This is a genomic window from Desulfonatronospira sp. MSAO_Bac3 (genome assembly GCF_003838035.1).
Lineage (GTDB): Bacteria > Desulfobacterota > Desulfovibrionia > Desulfovibrionales > Desulfonatronovibrionaceae > Desulfonatronospira > Desulfonatronospira thiodismutans.
Genome location: NZ_QYZY01000345.1, coordinates 1 through 17,761, shown reverse-complemented (window position 1 = coordinate 17,761; position 17,761 = coordinate 1). Strand labels below are relative to the sequence as shown.

Here is a 17,761-nt window from a genome sequence, read left to right as displayed (position 1 = left end):
TCATAATGTCTGCGCAGGCAGATGTTTGTTTCCCTGCGGTGCCACGATTCCAGGACCTCCCGCACCATGTGGTCGTCATTGCCGGTGGCGAAGACGAACACCGAGTCCATCCGGAAATGCGGCCAGAAAAGTTCTCCCCACCTGGACAGGGACTTCTCCAGGGGGAGGTTGAAAATCTGCACCAGGCCATGTGTGTCCACGCACCACCTGCTCTGTCCCAGGCCCTTGAGGCATGCGGCAAGATCCCGGGCCCATGCGGCATGGTCCTGATCCTGCTGTAAGGGGAAAAACAGTTCCCAGATCCGGTCCTGCTGGACGGGCCAGGACCTTAAAAGAGGTCCCCGGGTGTCTTCGCCGGCCGGCAGAGCAAAGCCAAGCCTGGCGAAAAGGATGGGGCAGGAATCAGGCTCCCGCGTCAGTCCCAGGTTCACCATGTCTCATATCCCTGGCAACGGCGTCCAGGATGCCATTGACAAAGTTGCGCGAATTGTTGTCCCCAAAGGTCTTGGCCAGTTCAATGGCTTCGTTGATGCCCACTTTAACCGGGATGTCCTCCCTGTAAATCATTTCGTAAACAGCCAGGCGCATTATGGTCAGCTCAACCATGGCGATGCGCTTGACCTTCCAGTTCTGGGAATGCCTGCCGATTGCGGCATCAAGCTCTTCCAGGTTTTCCCGGACACCGTTGATCAACTGCAGAGCATATGACATATCCTGCTGCACAGCGGTGTCCTGGTCATTTTTGAAATGATGGAAGGTGTCAAGTATATGGGTGCCCGTCTGGTCAAAGTGCAGGGAGTAAAGGACCTGAAAGGCGAACTCCCTCTGGGCGTGCCTTGAATGGGTCGTTTTTGTTCTGGGTTTATGTCTGGTCATTTGCTGTGATAAGATGTTAATCCACCTGCTCCATGACCCGGATAAGTTCCAGAACGGCTGCTGCTGCCTCAACTCCCTTGTTGCCGGCCTTGCTCCCGGCCCTTTCAATGGCCTGTTCCAGGCTGTCGGTGGTCAGCAGGCCGAAACCCACAGGCATGCCGCTCTCAATGGAACTCTGGGCGATACCCTTGGTGGCCTCGGAGGCGACATAGTCGAAATGCGGGGTTGCCCCGCGGATGACCGCACCCAGGCAGACTATCCCGTCTATGTCTTTTTTGCCGGCCAGGCGCTTGACCAGGACAGGCATCTCAAAAGCCCCGGGCACCCGGTACAGGGTCAGGTTTTCTTTTTCCATTCCGTGACGCACTAAGTAGTCCACGGCCCCGCCTATGAGCTTGTCCACGATGAAGTCGTTGAACCTGCAGGCCACCAGGGCGATTTTAAGCCCCCTGGCATCCAGCCTGCCTTCTATGGTTTTTATGTGCAGCATTTTTTCTCTCCAATGGTCCTTGTTTACTGCTTGCTGGAAATACTGAGGATATGCCCCATTTTTTCCTTCTTGGTCAGCAGGTAGCACTGGTTCTGCTCGCAGGCAGGGACTTCTATGGATACCCTGTCCACAACCTCCAGAGCGAAACCTTCCAGGCCGATTATTTTCTTGGGATTGTTGGTCATAAGGCGCATTTTGGTAATGCCCAGGTCCACCAGAATCTGGGCCCCTATGCCGTAGTTGCGCAGGTCGGGGCCGAATCCCAGTTCCTCGTTGGCCTCCACAGTGTCCCGGCCCTGATCCTGAAGAGCATAGGCCTTTATCTTGTTGGCCAGGCCGATGCCCCGGCCTTCCTGGCTCATATAGAGAATTACGCCTTTTCCGGCCTGATCCACCATGCGCATGGCCGCCTTGAGCTGGTTGCCGCAGTCGCAGCGAAGGGAGCCGAAAACGTCACCCGTGAGGCACTGGCTGTGCACCCGCACCAGTACAGGCTCGTGTTTTTTGAGCTTGCCCTTGACCAGGGCCACGTGGGTATGATCATCCACCTCGTTTTCATAGGCTATAGCCCGGAAATTGCCGCAGTCAGTGGGCAGATCAGCTTCAGCCACCCGCTTGACCATGGAGTCGAACCTGGAGCGGTAGCGGATAAGGTCCTCAATGGTGCAGATCTTGATACCGTGTTTTCCGGCGAATTCAATCAGGTCGGGCATGCGGGCCATTTCGCCGTCGTCACGCATTATTTCGCAGATAACAGCGGCGGGCTTGAGCCCTGCCAGACGGGCAAGGTCCATGCTGCCCTCGGTCTGCCCGGCCCGGACCAGCACCCCGCCTTTTTTGGCCCGCAGGGGGAAGATGTGGCCGGGAGTGGCGATGTCTTCCGGGACCACGTTGTCCTTGATGGCGGTGAGGATGGTGGTGGAGCGGTCATAGGCGGATATACCGGTGGTTACCCCCTGGGCTGCTTCTATGGAGACGGTGAAGGCGGTTTCAAACCTGGAGGTGTTTTTGGGGGCCATCATGGGCAGGCCGAGTTTGTCCACCCATTCCGGGGCCAGGGCCAGACATATGAGCCCGCGCCCGTACTTGGCCATGAAATTTATGACCTCGGGAGTTATGTGCTCGGCGGCTATGGTCAGGTCGCCCTCGTTTTCCCGGTCCTCGTCATCCACCAGGATGACCATTTTGCCCCGCCGGATGTCTTCGATTGCTTCTTCAATGCTGCTGACTGACATTTTTTGCCTCGTGTTTATTAATTTTCCCATAAAGGTGGATCAAGACTTAAAAACCGTGCTGTCTCAAGAAATCCATGTCCAGCCTGCCGCCCTGGTCACGGGAGCGCCCCTCAAGCCAGGGGCCGAGCATGTTCTGGACGTATTTGCCGATGAGGTCGGTCTCCATGTTGACCTGGGTACCTTTTTTCCACCCGGCCAGGGTGGTTTCCTTCCAGGTGGCCGGGATAATGTTCACCTGCAGCCAGCCTGGACCGCACCCGGTTATGGTCAGGCTTACTCCATCCAGGGCCACGGAACCCTTATCTATAACCTGGGGGCTTAATTCTTCAGGGAAAACAAGGGTGATCCGCCTGGACTCGCCGTCCGCCCGGATATCCTCCACCCGGGCCAGGCAGTCCACATGCCCGGACACTATGTGTCCTCCGAGTCTGTCTCCCAGGGCCAGGGCCCTTTCCAGGTTGACATGGCTGCCCGTGCCCAGGTCTTTTAGACTGGTAACCGAAATGGTCTGGGCAGAGGCATATACATGAAAAGCGTCCCGGCTGAAATTTTCCGCAGTGAGGCAGACCCCGTTGACAGCAATGCTTTCCCCGGGTCTGGGATCGCTCAGGACAAAGCCCGGTCTTATCGTGAACCTGGTTTCCAGGCCCTTTTTCTCTGTGGCGGCGACTCTTCCTGTGCCTTGTATGAGGCCGGTAAACATAACCTGAAATTATCACCCATTATGTAAAAATGGTCAATGGATTATTCCCGCTGCAGGGGGAAAAGCCTTAAGAGGATTTCCGGGCCGAGGTTCAGGATTTCTCCCGGGCGAAAGTCCAGGGTCTGGTCCATAAGCTCCACTTCCCTGCCGCTGGTGACCGGCACCGCCAGTGAGTCTCCAAGGATCTTCAGGGCTACAAAGGCCCAGACTTCATCAGCCAGGCCCTGCTGCAAAAGACTGCTGGCCAGTTGTCCGCCCCCTTCGCACAAAAGGTAATATATTCCCGTCTCCCGCCTGAGCATTTCAAGGCCCAGCTTAAGGTCCAGACCGGGGCCTTCTGCGTCCAGCCCCATAACCCTGCAGCCCCGGGCCTCAAGGCCGGCGGCCCTGGGGGAAGCAGCAGAGTTCTTGTCGGTCCAGAAAATGGTCCGGGAGGCTCTTTTCTGCAACAGGTAAAAATCCTGGTCAGGATCCGGGAGCCTGGAGGTGAGAACCACTGCCCAGGGCTGGTTTTTAACTTCCTGTATGCGGCAGGTAAGGGCCGGATTGTCCTGGTAAAACGTGTTGCCGCCCACCAGGACCGCGCCCACAATGGATCTTAGCTGGTGGACCATCTGCCTGGCATTTGCCGATGTCACCCACCTGGAATGCCCGGTACGTGTGGCTATCCGTCCATCAAGAGTGGAGGCGGTCTTGAGGTAGACATATGGCCGGCCGGAATTCTGCCAAAGGGAAAAATCGGCTATGAGGTCCAGGCATTTTTGTTCCTCCACGCCCACAGTCACCCGCAATCCGTGATTTCTTAGAAACTCGGCCCCGCCGCCCTGGACCTGGGAATTGGGGTCCCTGGCTCCTATGATTATTTCCGGGATGCCTGCCTGGATAACGGCGGCAGTGCAGGGAGGGGTCCGGCCGTGGTGGTTGCATGGCTCCAGAGTTACGTACATCCTGCAGGAGGAAAGATCAGCCCCGTTTTCCCTGGCGTTTTCTATGGCCTCAACCTCGGCATGGTTTTCACCGGGAGCCCTGTGCCATCCTTTGCCCATGATCCTGTCCCCGCAGGTCACCAGGGCCCCCACGCAGGGATTGGGAGCGGTAAAGCCTTTGGCCTGCCGTGCCAGACCAAGGGCTTTAAGCATAAATTCGCTCTGATTCATGGATTTATCCCCGGCTACGGTCAGTCCCCGACTATTTCCAAAAGTTCGAACTCCACCTGGGCCATGGTCAGCATTTCCTGGGCCAGTGGGTCAGGGTAGCCCTGACTGAAATAAATTTTTTTAACTCCGCAGTTGATGAGCATCTTGGAGCATATGAGACAGGGCTGGGTGGTGCAGTAGATAAAGGAGCCGGTTATGCTCACCCCGTGTATTGCAGCCTGGATAATAACGTTTTGTTCCGCGTGCAGACCCCTGCACAATTCGTGTCTTTCGCCGGAGGGAATGCCCATTTCGTCGCGCAGACATCCTACATCCTGGCAATGTTCCAGTCCGGCCGGGGCTCCGTTGTAGCCGGTGGCCAGTATGCGCTTGTCCTTGACGGCCATGGCCCCCACCACCCGTCTCAGGCATGTGGAGCGCCGGGACACAAGATGGGTGATGCGCATGTAGTACTGGTCCCAGGAAAGCCTTTGCTGCATCACTTACACCTCCCGGCGTCTGCGGGACTGGCTACTAAGCCAGACCTGGGCCCGAGCCCCGGTGCGGCTATTGCGGCACAGCCAGTCCCCTGCCGCCTCTATAAATTCTACCATGCGAAAAGAGGAAAATCACCGGCGAATTTTTCCACCTCTTTGCTGATCTGGTTTAGACGTTCCTGGTTGCTGGCGTTTTCCAGGGCAGCGATCATCCAGTTGACCACCTGATCCATATGTTCGGGACGCATTCCCCGGGTGGTAAGGGCTGAACTGCCTATCCTGATGCCGGAAGTCACAAAGGGCGACCTGGTTTCAAAGGGCACAGTGTTTTTGTTTACGGTCATGCCCGCTGTATCCAGGGCGATCTCTGCATCCTTCCCGGTAATATCCTTGTTGGTCAGGTCCACCAGGAGGATATGATTGTCCGTGCCTCTGGAGACCAGGGTGAATCCGGCGTCCGTAAGCAGCCTGCCCATGGTGCGGGCATTGTCGATGACCAGCTGCTGGTAGGTCTTGAATTCCGGGGCAAGTGCCTCTTTGAAGGCTATGGCCTTGGCCGCGATGACGTGCATGAGCGGGCCGCCCTGAATCCCTGGAAATATCTGGGAATTGAGGGTCCTTGCGTATTCGTCACGGCTGAGGATCATGCCTCCCCTGGGACCGCGCAGGGTCTTGTGCGTGGTGGTGGTCGTGAAATGAGCATGGGGCACCGGCGACTGATGAAGCCCTGCTGCAATTATTCCGGCGATATGGGCCATATCCACTGTGAGCTTGGCATCCACCTTGTCCGCGATTTCCCGGAAGCGTTTGAAGTCGATTTCCCGGGGGTAAGCGCTGGCCCCGGCGATAATCATACTGGGCCTGTGTTTGAGGGCAAGCTCTTCCACCTGTTCGTAGTTTATATAACCGGTTTCTTTTTCCACGCCGTAAAAAACGGTCTGGTAAAGCTTGCCGGAAAAGTTGGCCGGGCAGCCGTGGGTCAGGTGCCCGCCGTGGGAAAGGTCCATGCCCATGATGGTGTCCCCGGGCTTGAGCATCCCGAAGAAAACCCCCATATTGGCCTGGGAGCCGGAGTGGGGCTGGACATTGACGTACTCGGCTTCAAAGAGCTCTCTCGCCCTGTCCCGGGCCAGGTCTTCGGCCATGTCCACGTATTCGCACCCGCCGTAGTATCTTTTTCCGGGATAACCTTCGGCGTATTTGTGGGTCAGGACCGTGCCCATGGCCTGCCTGACCGCCAGGGAGGTGAAGTTCTCGGAGGCAATGAGCTCAAGTTTGTTCAACTGGCGTTTTTCCTCCAGGTCGATGCTTCTGGCTATTTCCGGATCTACTCTTCTGATTTCATCCATATTCATGTTATATTTATCTCCTTATAAAGCAGGGTGGATAACCCTTATTCTTCAAACCTTTTAAACAGGATACAGCCGTTGGTCCCGCCAAAGCCGAATGAGTTGCACAGGGCAAAATTGATGCTCCTGGTTACGCTGCCCCGGGAGCAATAGTCCAGATCGCAGTCGGGGTCGGCGGTGTCCAGGTTGATGGTTCCCGGAACCTGTCCATGATAGAGACTTTTGGCGCAGAATACTCCTTCAATGCCCCCTGCCGCCCCCAGGGTGTGCCCGATCATGGACTTGTTGGCTGTAAGCAGCATGTCGTAGGCATGTTTGCCGAAGACCTCCTTGATGGCCCTGGTTTCGGTTATGTCATTTAAGTAAGTGGAAGTCCCGTGGGCATTTATGTGATCCACCTGTTCGGGCGATACTCCGGCTTCGCGCAGGGCCTGTTTCATACAGCTGGCCATGCCCTCTCCGGAATCATCCGGGGCGGTTATATGAAATGCATCTGCTGTAGCCCCGAAACCGACGACTTCGGCGTAAATTCTGGCCCCTCTTGCCAGGGCGCTGTCCAGGGACTCCAGGATCATCTGTCCGCTGCCTTCGCCGATGACGAACCCGTCCCGGTCTTTGTCAAAGGGGCGGCTGGCCTTCTGCGGGTCGTCGTTTCTGGTGGACAGGGCCTTCATGGCGCTGAATCCGGACAGGGCCATGGGGGTTATGGTGGATTCCACTCCTCCGGTGATCATGGCCTGGGCCCGGCCCAGCCTTATGTCTGAATAGGCGTAGCCGATGGCGTGCATGCCCGAGGCGCATGCCGAGGTGGTCACCAGATTGGGCCCCTTTGCCCCTGTGGATATTGATATCTGTCCGGCAACCATGTTGGCTATCAAAAGGGGAATATAAAAGGGGGAGACCCTTTTGGGGCCGGACTTGATCAGCTTGGAATGAAACTCCTCGATGGTTTCCAGGCCGCCCAGCCCGCATCCCAGCAGCACTCCGCACTGCTCCATGTCCATATTGTCCGGGGTCAGGCCGGAATCCTGCATAAGCATCTGCGCTCCAGCCACGCCCAGGTGACAGAAGCGGTCCATCCGTTTGGCTTCCTTGGCGCTCATGTAGGCTGTGGGATCAAAATCCCTGACTTCGGCTGCAATCCTGGATGCATATCCTGTACAGTCGAAACGGGCCAGGTGATCCACGCCGCTTTTGCCGGCCAGAAGGTTTTCCCAGCTGCTGTCGAGGTCGTTGCCTATAGGAGTAAGGGCTGACAGGCCGGTAACAACTACTCTTGGCATTGCTTGTTATCCTGCGATTGCTTTGGGTTTGCTCTTTCCTTTTTCTTTGCACCGGGAAAGAGTCAGCGGATTATTCCGCGTCCTGGCATTTGTTAAAAAGAAGGTTGATCAGCATGCCGGCGGGGGGATGCAGATGCCCTGACAGGCTACTGGTTGGCCTTTATAAATTCTATGGCCGACTGCACGGTAAGCAGTTCCTGGGCCTTTTCATCGTCGATTTCAATGTCGAATTCTTCTTCCATGGCCATGATAAGTTCTGTCAGGTCCAGGGAGTCAGCACCCAGGTCCTCTACAAATTTGGCCTCGGGCTTTACTTCTTCGGCGGAAATTCCAAGCTGGTCCACAACGATGTCCTTTACTTTTTGTTCTACTGACATTGCTTTCTCCTTAATTGGTTGAGTTGACGATACATTTGCAGTAAGCATTCAGGGGGTGCCGGAAACGGCCCGGGGACAGCCCCGCACTTATTTTTTGATGAACAATTGACAGATGTAAGCGTTAGAAAATAAGTCCGGGACAGTCTCCAGTCACGCCAAAGGCGTGAGTGCCAGTAATCACCATCTAGGACCCCCTGAATGCTTCCCATTTGCAACAGTTGCCTTGAAGGCATTGTATGCTGAAAGCCAGATGTCTCCATATTACATGCCGGCCAAAGTTTCAAGTTGTGATAAAAGGGTCATGCCAGGCCCGGATTACATATACAGTCCTCCGTTAATTCCAAGGACCTGTCCGGTTATGTATCCTGCTTCCCCGGAGGCCAGAAAGGCCACACATTCAGCTACGTCCCCGGGGGTTCCGAAACGCTGCAGGGGTATCATCTGCAAAAATCTGTCCCGGACATCTCCGGGCAGCTTGTCGGTCATATCCGTGTCGATGAAACCTGGAGCCACGGCGTTCACGGTGATGTTTCTGGGGGCCAGTTCCTGGGCGGCTGTTTTGGTCAGACCTATGAGTCCTGCTTTGGCGGATGTGTAGTTGGCCTGGCCGGGGTTGCCGGTCTGTGCGGTTACAGAGGACAGATTTATGATGCGCCCCCGGCGGTTTCGCATCATGATTTTGGCTGCCTGCTGCAGGCAGATGAATGATCCCGTGAGATTTACCCGGATGACTTTTTCCCATTGCTCGGGCTTCATGCGCACCAGAAGGCCGTCCTGGGTCAGGCCGGCGTTGTTGACCAGTACCTGAAGGTCGACTCTGTCTTTTATTTCATTTTTGAAAAAATCAACAATGGCTTCCTGGTCTCCGACGTCAAGCTCAAAAGAAGCGGCCTGTACGCCCAGGTTTTCAATCTCGGTGCAGGTTTCCCGGGCCTGCTGGGGTTTGCTTACGTAGGTGATGTATACATTGTATCCATCCCGGGCCAGGCGCAGGGCGCATTCCCTGCCTATGCCGCGGGAGCCTCCGGTGACCAGGGCGGTTTTTAAAAGCTCGGACATGCTGACCTCTCTTCAGGATTTAAAACTGCACCAGCGCCGCACCCCAGGTAAATCCTCCCCCGAAAGCCACCATGAGTACCAGGTCTCCCGGGCTGATGCGGCCCTTTTCCCTGGCTTCGGCAAGGGCGATGGGCACTGAAGCAGCTGAAGTGTTGCCGTATTTTTGAACATTAACAAATAAATTTGCCGGGTCAAGATTCATTTTTTTGGCCAGGGCCTCGATAATGCGGATATTGGCCTGATGCGGGACCACAAGGTCGATGTCCCCGGGCCGGACGTTGTTTCTCGCCATAACTTCCAGGGCAACATTGTACATGGAGCGAACCGCGTGCTTGAATACTTCCCGGCCTTCCATCTGGACAAAAAAGTTTTCACTGACTTTTTCCCCAAGGGCCAGGGGATAGGCAGATCCTCCGCCCTTGATGGTCAAAAGCTCGCCCAGCGCACCGTCAGCCTTGAGACTTACATCCAGAAGACGGCCGGGCATTGCGGCCGGGTTGTGACAGGTGTTGGATACCACTGCAGCACCGGCTCCATCCCCGAACAAAACGCAGGTGCTTCTGTCGGAAAAATTGACCCTGGTGGTCAGGGCCTCGGAGGCCACGACCAGCACATTGGCATCGCCTGGCAGCATGCAAAGTCCCCTGGCCAGTTCCAGGCCGTAGATAAAACCGGTGCAGGCGGTGTTGATGTCCAGGGCGGCAATATCTTTGTGCCCCAGCTTTTCCAGGAGCACGCAGGCTGCATTGGGGATCAGGGCGTCCGGGGTAAAGGTGGCCACGATGATGTGGGTAAGATCCTGAGGAGTAATTCCGGCTTCTTCCAGGGCCTGGATGGATGAATGGTATGCAAGGTCTGAACAGGCCTGGTCGGTGCATATATGGCGCTGCTTTATCCCTGTCCTGGTGGTGATCCATTCGTCGGAGGTATCCATCAGGAGTTCGAAGTCATGGTTGGTTATGACTTTTTCCGGGACGTAATAGCCAAGTCCTGTCAGGCAGCAGTTTTTTTTCATTTGAAAAGTATCAGGTCGAGGTCTTTTGCAGGGCCATCGACGCCAGCAGAGCACTGTTAGAGGATTAAGAAAACCAGGGAATTAAGGATTATGGATTAATGCTGAAGCAGGATCTGAAGTTTTTTACAATACATTTCCGTGTTCTTTCCTCTGCTTCTGCACGTAAATAAAGGCGGCTCACCCTGGCTAAGCCGAGTGGTTTTTGGCCTGGGGGCGTCTGCCGAACATGTTTATCTCCTGGTTTTGTCCCAGGCCTTCGGCCAGGTGCTCATTTGCCCGGTTGCGCACGAATTCTCCGGCCATGAGTACTGCATTGGTAATGGCCTTGGAGTTGGAGGAACCGTGGCAAACAATGCCGATGCCGTTTAAGCCCAGCAGAGGTGCGCCTCCGTACTCGGCGTAATCAATGTGCCTGCCGAATCTCTTAAGAGCCCTTATGCCCAGAAGAAAACCAAGCCTGGCCAGCAGGCTTTTCTTTACCTCCGCCTTGAGGATGCGGCTTAAAGACATGGCCAGCCCTTCCATGAGCTTCAGGGAGACATTGCCCACGAAGCCGTCGCAAACAACCACATCGGCTTTACCGGCAAAAAAGTCTCTGCCTTCAACATTGCCGATGAAGTTCATGGATGAGGACCTGAAGAGCTTTATGGTTTCCAGTACCAGCTTGTTGCCTTTGCCCTCTTCCTCACCGATGGTCAGGACCCCGATTCGCGGGTTTTTAATGTGCAGGACATCCCGGGCAAAGACATCGGCCATAAGACCGAACTGAATGAGGTGATAAGGCTTGCATTCAACATTGGCCCCGACATCCACCAGGACCAGGGGTTCTTTTTTTTCCGTGGGCAGTATGGAAGCCAGAGCCGGACGTTCAATGCCTTTTATGCGGCCCAGAGTAAACATGCCGCAGGCCAGGGTGGCCCCGGAATTGCCGGCGCTGACCACGCCATGGGCCGTTTTTTCGCGCACGGACTTAAAGGCGGCCTGAATGGAGGAGTTTTTCTTACGGCGAAGGGCCTCTGAAGGTTTGTCATTCATGGCCACCACTTCAGGGGCATGCAGGACTTCCAGCTGGAGATCGCCGGTCTTCTGTTTTGAAAGGGCCTGCTCGATCTTTTCCTGATCTCCCACCAGAACCAGGCCCAGGTTGTCCTGCCTGGCGGCTTCCAGGCTGCCGGGGATGACTATATCCGGGCCGGAATCACCGCCCATGGCATCTACTGCGATCCAGGGTTTAATCGGCTTCATCCGCGGTGGATTTGATGTATGTCCGGCTTCTGTAGGTGCCGCACTGAGGGCAAACCCTGTGGGACAGGGAAGCTTCCCCGCAGTCGCAGTATATTACATTGGGTGCGGGAATGTGGTCGTGTGACCGGCGCATCCCCTTTTTGGATCTGGAAGTTTTCTTCTTGGGTAAAGCCATTATGAACCTCTCTATCGATTTATTTTAAGATTTCTGAACACGGCCAGCCTGGGATCGAAGGATTCTTCAGGGCAGGCGCAAAGGCCGGTGTTGATATTTTCCCCGCAGGCAGGGCAGATCCCTTTGCAGTCCCCGGAGCACAGCGGCTTGTCCGGAAGGGCCAGGACAAAATGTTCCCAGGCCAGTTGTTCCGGGCTGAACCACCATTGACCGTCTTCGAACTTGAGGGGGCTGTAGCCGGGTGGATCTTCAGGGTCTGCTTCAAAGCTCTCGTACACGTCTATGTTGTAATCTATGTCCACGGTGCCCGGTTCCAGGCATCGAGAGCAGGTCATGGCCACCTGTCCCTGGATCCGGCCCCGGAAATAGACTCCATCGGGCTGGGGCAGGACTTCCAGGTTGGACACCAGGCTTTTTTCCATGCCACAGTCGAGTCCGAATTTCTCCCACAACAGGATCCACCTGGAATCGTCCTGAAAAAAATATTTCACCCCCTGGTCCGGGATTTCTGATAAGGGCAGCCAGTCTGAAAGCAACATATTTTAACCCAGAAAAATTTTATTATCCTGTTATACCGGAGTATGTCAAGATTTTACTCTTGCCATTTTGAAACCAAACAGATAATGTAATCTTTTTTGCCTTGCGGCTGTTTAATAAATGGCATCCGTCTTCCTGCCGAAAGAAATGATTAAGTCATGGAGCAGGGTGTGTAAACAGCAGGCCTGAAATATTTTTTAATGCCAAGGAGATAGTGTTATGACCAAGCAATGTGAAGTGTGCGGCAAAAAGCCCGCAACCGGTAATAATGTCAGCCACGCCAACAACCATACCAGAAGAAGGTTTATGCCCAACCTGCGCCGGGTCAGGGCCCAACTGCCCCAGGGCCGGGTCAGAAAGATCCGGGTCTGCACCAGGTGCCTGCGCTCCGGTGCAGTAGTCAAGCCCGCAGCCGGTTCCGCCTGAGGGAGGGGGTTATGCAGAGCAGGATCGCATCCATCCTGAAGCTCAAATATCAGCCGGCAGCCCTGACCTGGTCCGATGAAAAGCCGTCCGGGGCAATTGAGTTCAAGGCGGATCGGTGGGGCTGCGTAATGTTTTCCTTAGCCAGCGTGGTCAAGGGCAAAACCGCGGTATTCAGCCGTCAGACCTATGGATGCTGGGGCGGAGGCGTGGGCCTTGGCTTCGGCAACAAATACCAGGATTTTCCCGGCGGCGAGGAATGCTTTTACAACTTTCTGTCCAGCGGGAACAAAAATTCAGAGCAGGGCAGAGCTGTGGGCGAAAAGATCAGGGAAGCCGGCCTGGGCGAGTTCGGTGATGATTTTATGGAAGGGGAACGTTACATCAAAACCCCTGATCATGTGCGCTCATTTGTGGAGTCCCTGCCCATTACCGAGGTACCTGCAAAGTACGTGGTACTCAAGCCTCTGCAGGAGATCCAGGAGGAAACTGATAACGTGCAGGTGGTTACTTTCCTGGTGGATGCGGATCAGTTGTGCGCCTTAGTGGTCCTGGCCAATTACGGCAGGCACAGTTTTGAAAATGTAAGCATCCCCTTTGTAGCCGGATGTCAGGCCATTGCTCTTCTGCCTTACGCCGAGGCCCTGAAGGAAGAGCCCAGGGCAGTGGTAGGGCTCATGGACCCATCAGCCCGCAAACACCTGCGCAGGATGCTGGACAGAAATCTCATGTCCTTTTCCATGCCCCTGGCCCTTTTCAGGGAAATGGAAAACAATGTGGATGACAGCTTTTTGTTCAGGAATACGTGGCAGGCCATAACCGGCGACTGGAAAGAAAAAAAGTAAAAGAAACGCAGCATGCGGGTGAAAACCTCTATACAACCACAAACAGACAACCCTGTACAGCGGTAGTTTATTACCTGATGCAGGGGATCAGTCCATACTTGACATTTAATGTGCTGAATGTGAGCCATGAGCCTGGAAACACAATATTACCAGTTGCTTAGAATCTTATGACGTAGCCACTCCCTTGCGGTAGTTCTCCATGTAGCGCCTGTAGGTCCAGTTGCCCAGGGGCTCAATGTTGTGGTCGCGTACAGCCTGCCATTTCATTTTTTTGTCCGGGCTTATCTGGCCGTAATGGGTGAACTCTACTCCCATGTCCACATCCTTGGAAAAAAAATCTTCCGTCCTGTACCTTATCCGGCCCTTGATCCAGAAATCCTGGGTTTTTGCTTTCTCCGGGTCGTCCAGGTTCATCCAGATGACCAGGACCAGGCCCCTGTTCCAGTCCAGTTCCAGTTCCTTGATAAGCCTGGAAGTCGCTCTTACCTTCATCCCTCCTGCAGAAAGATCCACCACGCTAAAGCTTCCTTCCTGGATATAATCCAGGTTTATCCTGGGACTGTAGAGACCGGTCTTTCTGTCTTTGGTCCTGGGGCGGATAAAGCGGTGTTCTTCCCATATGCAGAAGTTCACCATCAGATTCTGGTCCATTTCAATGCGCATGCTGGAGCGTCGCTGGCCGATATCCAGCTTTTGGGGCCGTTGGAGGACCATCTTGACTATTTTTTCTTTTTTGGCCAGCTCCACAATCCTTGCCCCGAAATTGAAGAACATCTCTTTTTGAGGCCCTTTTTTCTGAGTAAGACGGAAGTAACAGATTATTTCCAGGTCGTGCCAGCTGTTGCTGTAATTTTCCAGGGTGGAGATTTCCAGGTAAAGGTGATTTTCATCAAAGTCTTCTAAGGAGGCCTCAAGACTGTCCATGCTTGTTGCCTCCTGGGGCATGACGATGATGAGCTTGGAGCGCTGGTCCTGGGCCGCCTGAAAACAGGCCTGAAGTTTATCCGGAGAAGTAATCATGTAGTGTTGCCGTAAGTTTTTTCTTTGGTTATCTGCAGGGCATTCCTGCAGAATAGTATTTTGATCGGTTGCTTAAACGATTGCCGCCTCAAGGCGTCAGTCGTTCAGTTATAATGATATTTTCTGAATTTCAACAGCGGATTCGGGGAAAATATCCGGGGACCGCCGGCAGAGCCAGGTTGCAGGCTACGCTCACGGAGTCGCCCATTTCTGGACGATTTGATTTAAGCTGTCGGGCATGATGGGTTTGGGCAGGTAGTCATTCATGCCCGCTTTAATAAAGCGCTCCCTGTCTCCCTCTCCGGCATGGGCTGTAAGGGCGATTACAGGGATCTCGGGGTTCAGCACCCTGGTCTGTCCGGTACGCAAGCTTCTGATGGCAGTAATTCCGTCCATTACCGGCATCTGCACATCCATGAGTACCAGGTGGTAATGTTTTTTCTGCAGGGCTTCAAGGGCCTGCCGGCCGTCAGAGACCACATCTGCATGAAAACCGTTTTTTTCCAGGACCTTTGTGGCCAGCAACTGGTTTACAGAATTGTCTTCTGCGATGAGAATCCTGATACCTGTATTGACTGCCGGATTTTCAGGGGCTGGATTTTCAGGAGATTTTTTTTGCTGCCATGAATCATGGGCGGTTTTCTGCAGACCAAACCATACTTTAAACCAGAAAGTGGAACCAGTACCCGGTGAACTCTCAAGCCCGATTTCTCCGTGCATCAGTTCCACCAGGCTTTTACTGATGGACAGGCCCAGGCCGCTGCCCCCGTACTCACGGCTGGTGGAACTCTCGGCCTGCTGGTAAGCGGTAAAAATCCGGTTCTTTGTTTCCTGGTCAATCCCAGGCCCGGTGTCTGTAATTTCAAAAAGAATCTGAATGCTGTCCTCAAGCTTGGTCAGTGGCGAAACCTCCAGCCGGACCCCGCCCTGAGCGGTGAATTTGACGGCATTGCCGGACAGGTTGAAAAGTATCTGGCGAAGCCTTCCCGGGTCACCCTGAAGACTGGTTTCAAGGGCCGGGTCTATCCGGCTGACAAACTCAATACCCTTCTCCCCGGCATTAATCTTCATAATATGGGTGATTTCGTCCATCATTGTGCGCAGGTCGAAATCCACCTGCTCCAACACAAGCCGGTCTGCTTCAATTTTGGAAAAGTCCAGGACATTATTGATGATGTCCAGAAGGTTTTCGCCGCTGGAGCGGATTAGTCCGGCAAGATGGCGCTGTTCCGGGTTCAGGGGGGTTTCCAGTAGAAGCTGGCTGAGCCCCATTACACCATTCATGGGGGTTCTTATTTCGTGACTCATGGTGGCCAGAAACATGCTCTTGGCCCTGGTAGCCTCTTCTGCCTCGTTTTTTGCGGCAGCTAAGTTCTGTTCCTGTATCCTTAGTTTTTCATGGTCCCGCAGGCTGACCATGGCCCAGGCAAAAGTCTCGGCAAAGTGCTCTACAAAGTCGGTGGCCACTTCTCTGGTATAGCGGTTTGAATCCCGGTCATAAAACATGAGCAGTCCTACGGGTCTCTGGGACCGGAAGCGGTCATGCAAAGAAAAGACAATGGCGGATCCGGAACGAAGCGATCCCTGAGGAGTAAATCCAAGATCCTCCAGCAGACCCGAGGCCCTGAGGTCTTCAGCAGAATGTATGGTGCATCCGGAAAAGTGATCCAGGTCCAGTACAGCCCGCAGTTTATGCAGTCCGGACTGGGGCATGGTGGTTACAGAATCGGGGACAAGGCCGTCGTACTCTTCACTGGCCAGAACCAGGTGTATTCCGTCCAGCCTGAGTTCTTTTTTCAGGCTCTGCAGCAGTCCGGGAAGCCGGGCAAGGGTGGTTGTGGAGTGCACAATGGAGCAGCATTTTCTAAATCGCTGAAAAGCGGCCATGCTGTCCTGGTAGGTGGATACTATTTCTTCCACCTGAGAACGCAGCTTGCGGGAGCTTTTCCTGGAGGGGGGCATAAATGCATCCCTGGCAGGATTTTTTTCGGCAGCAGGAAAGCTGTCCTCTCCTGCGGCTTTTTTAAATGAAGGCCTGGAAAACACTTCCCTGGGCATAACAGGTCTCCTTCCGGTCTTTTGCCGCCTGTACGTTTTTCCAGTTTTGAAGAAATCTCAGGTTCGTCTGCAGATTTTTTATATGTTAACAAAAACAGGGTGTTTTGACAATTTGACTAATGCCCCGGCCAAAAAGGGTCTGATTGACCTCTTATCTTAACTGGGATAGAAAAACAACCAGCAGATTTTATGGCAGGGTGTGGCCGTTGCCCTGCTTTAAGGTACAAAGCAGAACATTTGGCCGGTTGGATGCCTATGAAAAAACAGGGAGGATAGTCATGCAGGTTGAGATCCAAAAAGATATAAGTCTGACCCCGGAGGACAGCATCTTCCTGGATATGCACAGTTTTTACAATATTATCAATATTATTTCCGGAGAACTGCAGATCCTGGAAATGATGTCCGGGGATGAGAGAGCACTTCAGGACTGTGTGGACCTTTGTTTCAGGATAAAGGACGGTATGAGCAGCAGGGACAGCATACTGGAATATGCAGGAAGCGTGGAAAAGCATGCCGCATTTATCCAGGATCGCCTGCAGGAGTTTTTAAAAAGTCGCCCGGGGCTTACAGATGATCCAGAGGTCCGGGAATCCAGAGCCAACATAGACTCAGTGCTGGACATACTCAGGGTGCGGGCCGGGGAAATCGTCAACCGCCTGGAGAATCCGGACAAATGGGAGGATCATGATTTAAGCCGGCTCATGCAGAACTTTCTGGATGTATTCAGCGCCATTGAAAAAAACAGCAAGGGACGCTACCGCTTTGTATACAACCTGGCCCGACAGGGTCCGACGGATTACTTTATCCACCTCAATTTCCAGGGCACCCGCCAGGACAGTATCAATATGCCCCCGGTCCTGCAGGACGTCATGCGCGATCTGGTGGCCAATGCCCGAAAATACACCGAGCCTGGGGGAAAGGTCCTGGCCGGTCTTTATGATGACGGTAAAGATATTCGCTTTGCAGTGGAGGACACCGGCAGGGGCATTCCTGAAAATGAAATCGAGAATGTAGTGGATTTCGGCGTCCGGGGCAGCAACGTGCAGGAAAAACGGACCATGGGGGGCGGATTCGGCCTGACCAAGGCCTACAGCGTTGTCAGGCAGTTTGGAGGCAGGATGTGGATAGATTCTGCACAAGACCGCGGGACCCGCATAACCCTGATTCTGCCCAGGCCTTAACCCATAACCATTCAGGGGATGCCTTGATCGGCCCTGGGGACAGTCCCCGCGATACCTTTTCAGCACAAACACAGAAAGTACAGACGCGAAGTTTTGTGAGCATGCACAGTTAGACTTACTCCTAAAACCCTGTCATAAAAAACAAGAAACTTAGACAGGATTAACAGGATTGACAGGATAAGCAATCAGCGGCCCCGGTGAAATCAGCTGCGCTGTCCTTCGGAATTTCACAGGGCAAGCCGGAAGCCGCAGATTGC

20 protein-coding genes are annotated in these 17,761 nt (G+C 54.2%); 3 read left to right on the top strand and 17 right to left on the bottom strand.

The genetic code is table 11. From position 1 onward, the window contains the following. The 15 genes from D5S03_RS12225 to D5S03_RS12155 all read right to left on the bottom strand — a co-directional run. A partial coding sequence (locus tag D5S03_RS12225) for a hypothetical protein (protein ID WP_287044219.1) occupies positions 1-434 on the bottom strand: 434 nt, incomplete at its 3' end. Further along, positions 403-876 (bottom strand): transcription antitermination factor NusB, encoded by a 474-nt coding sequence (gene nusB, locus D5S03_RS12220; protein WP_008870398.1) that lies wholly within the window; start codon positions 874-876, stop codon positions 403-405. The genes D5S03_RS12225 and nusB, both read right to left, overlap by 32 nt. 16 nt (positions 877-892) lie before the next feature. Continuing rightward, the gene (ribH, locus tag D5S03_RS12215; protein ID WP_008870399.1) at positions 893-1,366 is read right to left on the bottom strand and encodes a 6,7-dimethyl-8-ribityllumazine synthase; all 474 of its coding nucleotides are present in this window, start codon (positions 1,364-1,366) and stop codon (positions 893-895) included. Between the two features lie 23 nt (positions 1,367-1,389). Further along, complete coding sequence (locus tag D5S03_RS12210) at positions 1,390-2,601, bottom strand: bifunctional 3,4-dihydroxy-2-butanone-4-phosphate synthase/GTP cyclohydrolase II (RefSeq protein ID WP_008870400.1); 1,212 nt, start codon at positions 2,599-2,601, stop codon at positions 1,390-1,392. Between the two features lie 46 nt (positions 2,602-2,647). Then, complete coding sequence (locus D5S03_RS12205; protein WP_008870401.1) at positions 2,648-3,304, bottom strand: riboflavin synthase; 657 nt, start codon at positions 3,302-3,304, stop codon at positions 2,648-2,650. A gap of 41 nt (positions 3,305-3,345) precedes the next feature. Continuing rightward, complete coding sequence (gene ribD, locus D5S03_RS12200; protein ID WP_008870402.1) at positions 3,346-4,461, bottom strand: bifunctional diaminohydroxyphosphoribosylaminopyrimidine deaminase/5-amino-6-(5-phosphoribosylamino)uracil reductase RibD; 1,116 nt, start codon at positions 4,459-4,461, stop codon at positions 3,346-3,348. Positions 4,462-4,481: 20 nt separating this feature from the next. Beyond that, positions 4,482-4,940, bottom strand: a complete 459-nt coding sequence (locus tag D5S03_RS12195) for a deoxycytidylate deaminase (RefSeq protein WP_008870403.1) — start codon at positions 4,938-4,940, stop codon at positions 4,482-4,484. A 107-nt stretch (positions 4,941-5,047) separates the two neighbouring features. Then, positions 5,048-6,286 (bottom strand): serine hydroxymethyltransferase, encoded by a 1,239-nt coding sequence (gene glyA, locus D5S03_RS12190; protein ID WP_040418540.1) that lies wholly within the window; start codon positions 6,284-6,286, stop codon positions 5,048-5,050. 44 nt (positions 6,287-6,330) lie between these two features. Continuing rightward, complete coding sequence (gene fabF, locus D5S03_RS12185; protein ID WP_008870405.1) at positions 6,331-7,569, bottom strand: beta-ketoacyl-ACP synthase II; 1,239 nt, start codon at positions 7,567-7,569, stop codon at positions 6,331-6,333. 146 nt (positions 7,570-7,715) lie between these two features. Beyond that, a complete protein-coding gene (gene acpP / locus D5S03_RS12180; protein WP_008870406.1) occupies positions 7,716-7,946 on the bottom strand; it encodes an acyl carrier protein in 231 nt (76 codons plus the stop codon). A gap of 315 nt (positions 7,947-8,261) precedes the next feature. Further along, the gene (gene fabG, locus D5S03_RS12175; protein WP_008870407.1) at positions 8,262-9,005 is read right to left on the bottom strand and encodes a 3-oxoacyl-[acyl-carrier-protein] reductase; all 744 of its coding nucleotides are present in this window, start codon (positions 9,003-9,005) and stop codon (positions 8,262-8,264) included. A gap of 19 nt (positions 9,006-9,024) precedes the next feature. After that, positions 9,025-10,020 (bottom strand): beta-ketoacyl-ACP synthase III, encoded by a 996-nt coding sequence (locus D5S03_RS12170; RefSeq protein ID WP_008870408.1) that lies wholly within the window; start codon positions 10,018-10,020, stop codon positions 9,025-9,027. Between the two features lie 186 nt (positions 10,021-10,206). Further along, a complete protein-coding gene (gene plsX / locus D5S03_RS12165) occupies positions 10,207-11,265 on the bottom strand; it encodes a phosphate acyltransferase PlsX (protein ID WP_008870409.1) in 1,059 nt (352 codons plus the stop codon). Next, on the bottom strand, positions 11,252-11,440 hold the full coding sequence (rpmF, locus tag D5S03_RS12160; RefSeq protein WP_008870410.1) for a 50S ribosomal protein L32: 189 nt from the start codon (positions 11,438-11,440) through the stop codon (positions 11,252-11,254). Before rpmF ends, plsX begins: the two co-directional genes overlap by 14 nt. 11 nt (positions 11,441-11,451) lie before the next feature. Continuing rightward, complete coding sequence (locus tag D5S03_RS12155; protein WP_161598666.1) at positions 11,452-11,931, bottom strand: YceD family protein; 480 nt, start codon at positions 11,929-11,931, stop codon at positions 11,452-11,454. 265 nt (positions 11,932-12,196) lie between these two features. Here D5S03_RS12155 and rpmB point away from each other — a divergent pair, with 265 nt between their 5' ends. Continuing rightward, entirely contained in the window at positions 12,197-12,403 is a 207-nt protein-coding gene (gene rpmB, locus D5S03_RS12150; RefSeq protein ID WP_008870412.1) for a 50S ribosomal protein L28, read from the top strand. Positions 12,404-12,414: 11 nt separating this feature from the next. Further along, positions 12,415-13,245 carry a DUF169 domain-containing protein gene (locus tag D5S03_RS12145; RefSeq protein WP_008870413.1) on the top strand — a complete coding sequence of 277 codons (831 nt, stop codon included), beginning with the start codon at positions 12,415-12,417 and terminating at the stop codon, positions 13,243-13,245. 165 nt (positions 13,246-13,410) lie between these two features. Here D5S03_RS12145 and D5S03_RS12140 read toward each other — a convergent pair whose 3' ends face one another. Together D5S03_RS12140 and D5S03_RS12135 are read right to left on the bottom strand one after the other, a co-directional pair. Then, positions 13,411-14,265, bottom strand: a complete 855-nt coding sequence (locus D5S03_RS12140; RefSeq protein ID WP_287044211.1) for a PilZ domain-containing protein — start codon at positions 14,263-14,265, stop codon at positions 13,411-13,413. A 192-nt stretch (positions 14,266-14,457) separates the two neighbouring features. Further along, positions 14,458-16,323 (bottom strand): response regulator, encoded by a 1,866-nt coding sequence (locus tag D5S03_RS12135; RefSeq protein WP_287044209.1) that lies wholly within the window; start codon positions 16,321-16,323, stop codon positions 14,458-14,460. Positions 16,324-16,601: 278 nt separating this feature from the next. Between D5S03_RS12135 and D5S03_RS12130 the strand changes: the two genes are divergently transcribed. Continuing rightward, a complete protein-coding gene (locus D5S03_RS12130) occupies positions 16,602-17,504 on the top strand; it encodes a sensor histidine kinase (RefSeq protein WP_008870416.1) in 903 nt (300 codons plus the stop codon). Positions 17,505-17,761: the final 257 nt, after the last annotated feature.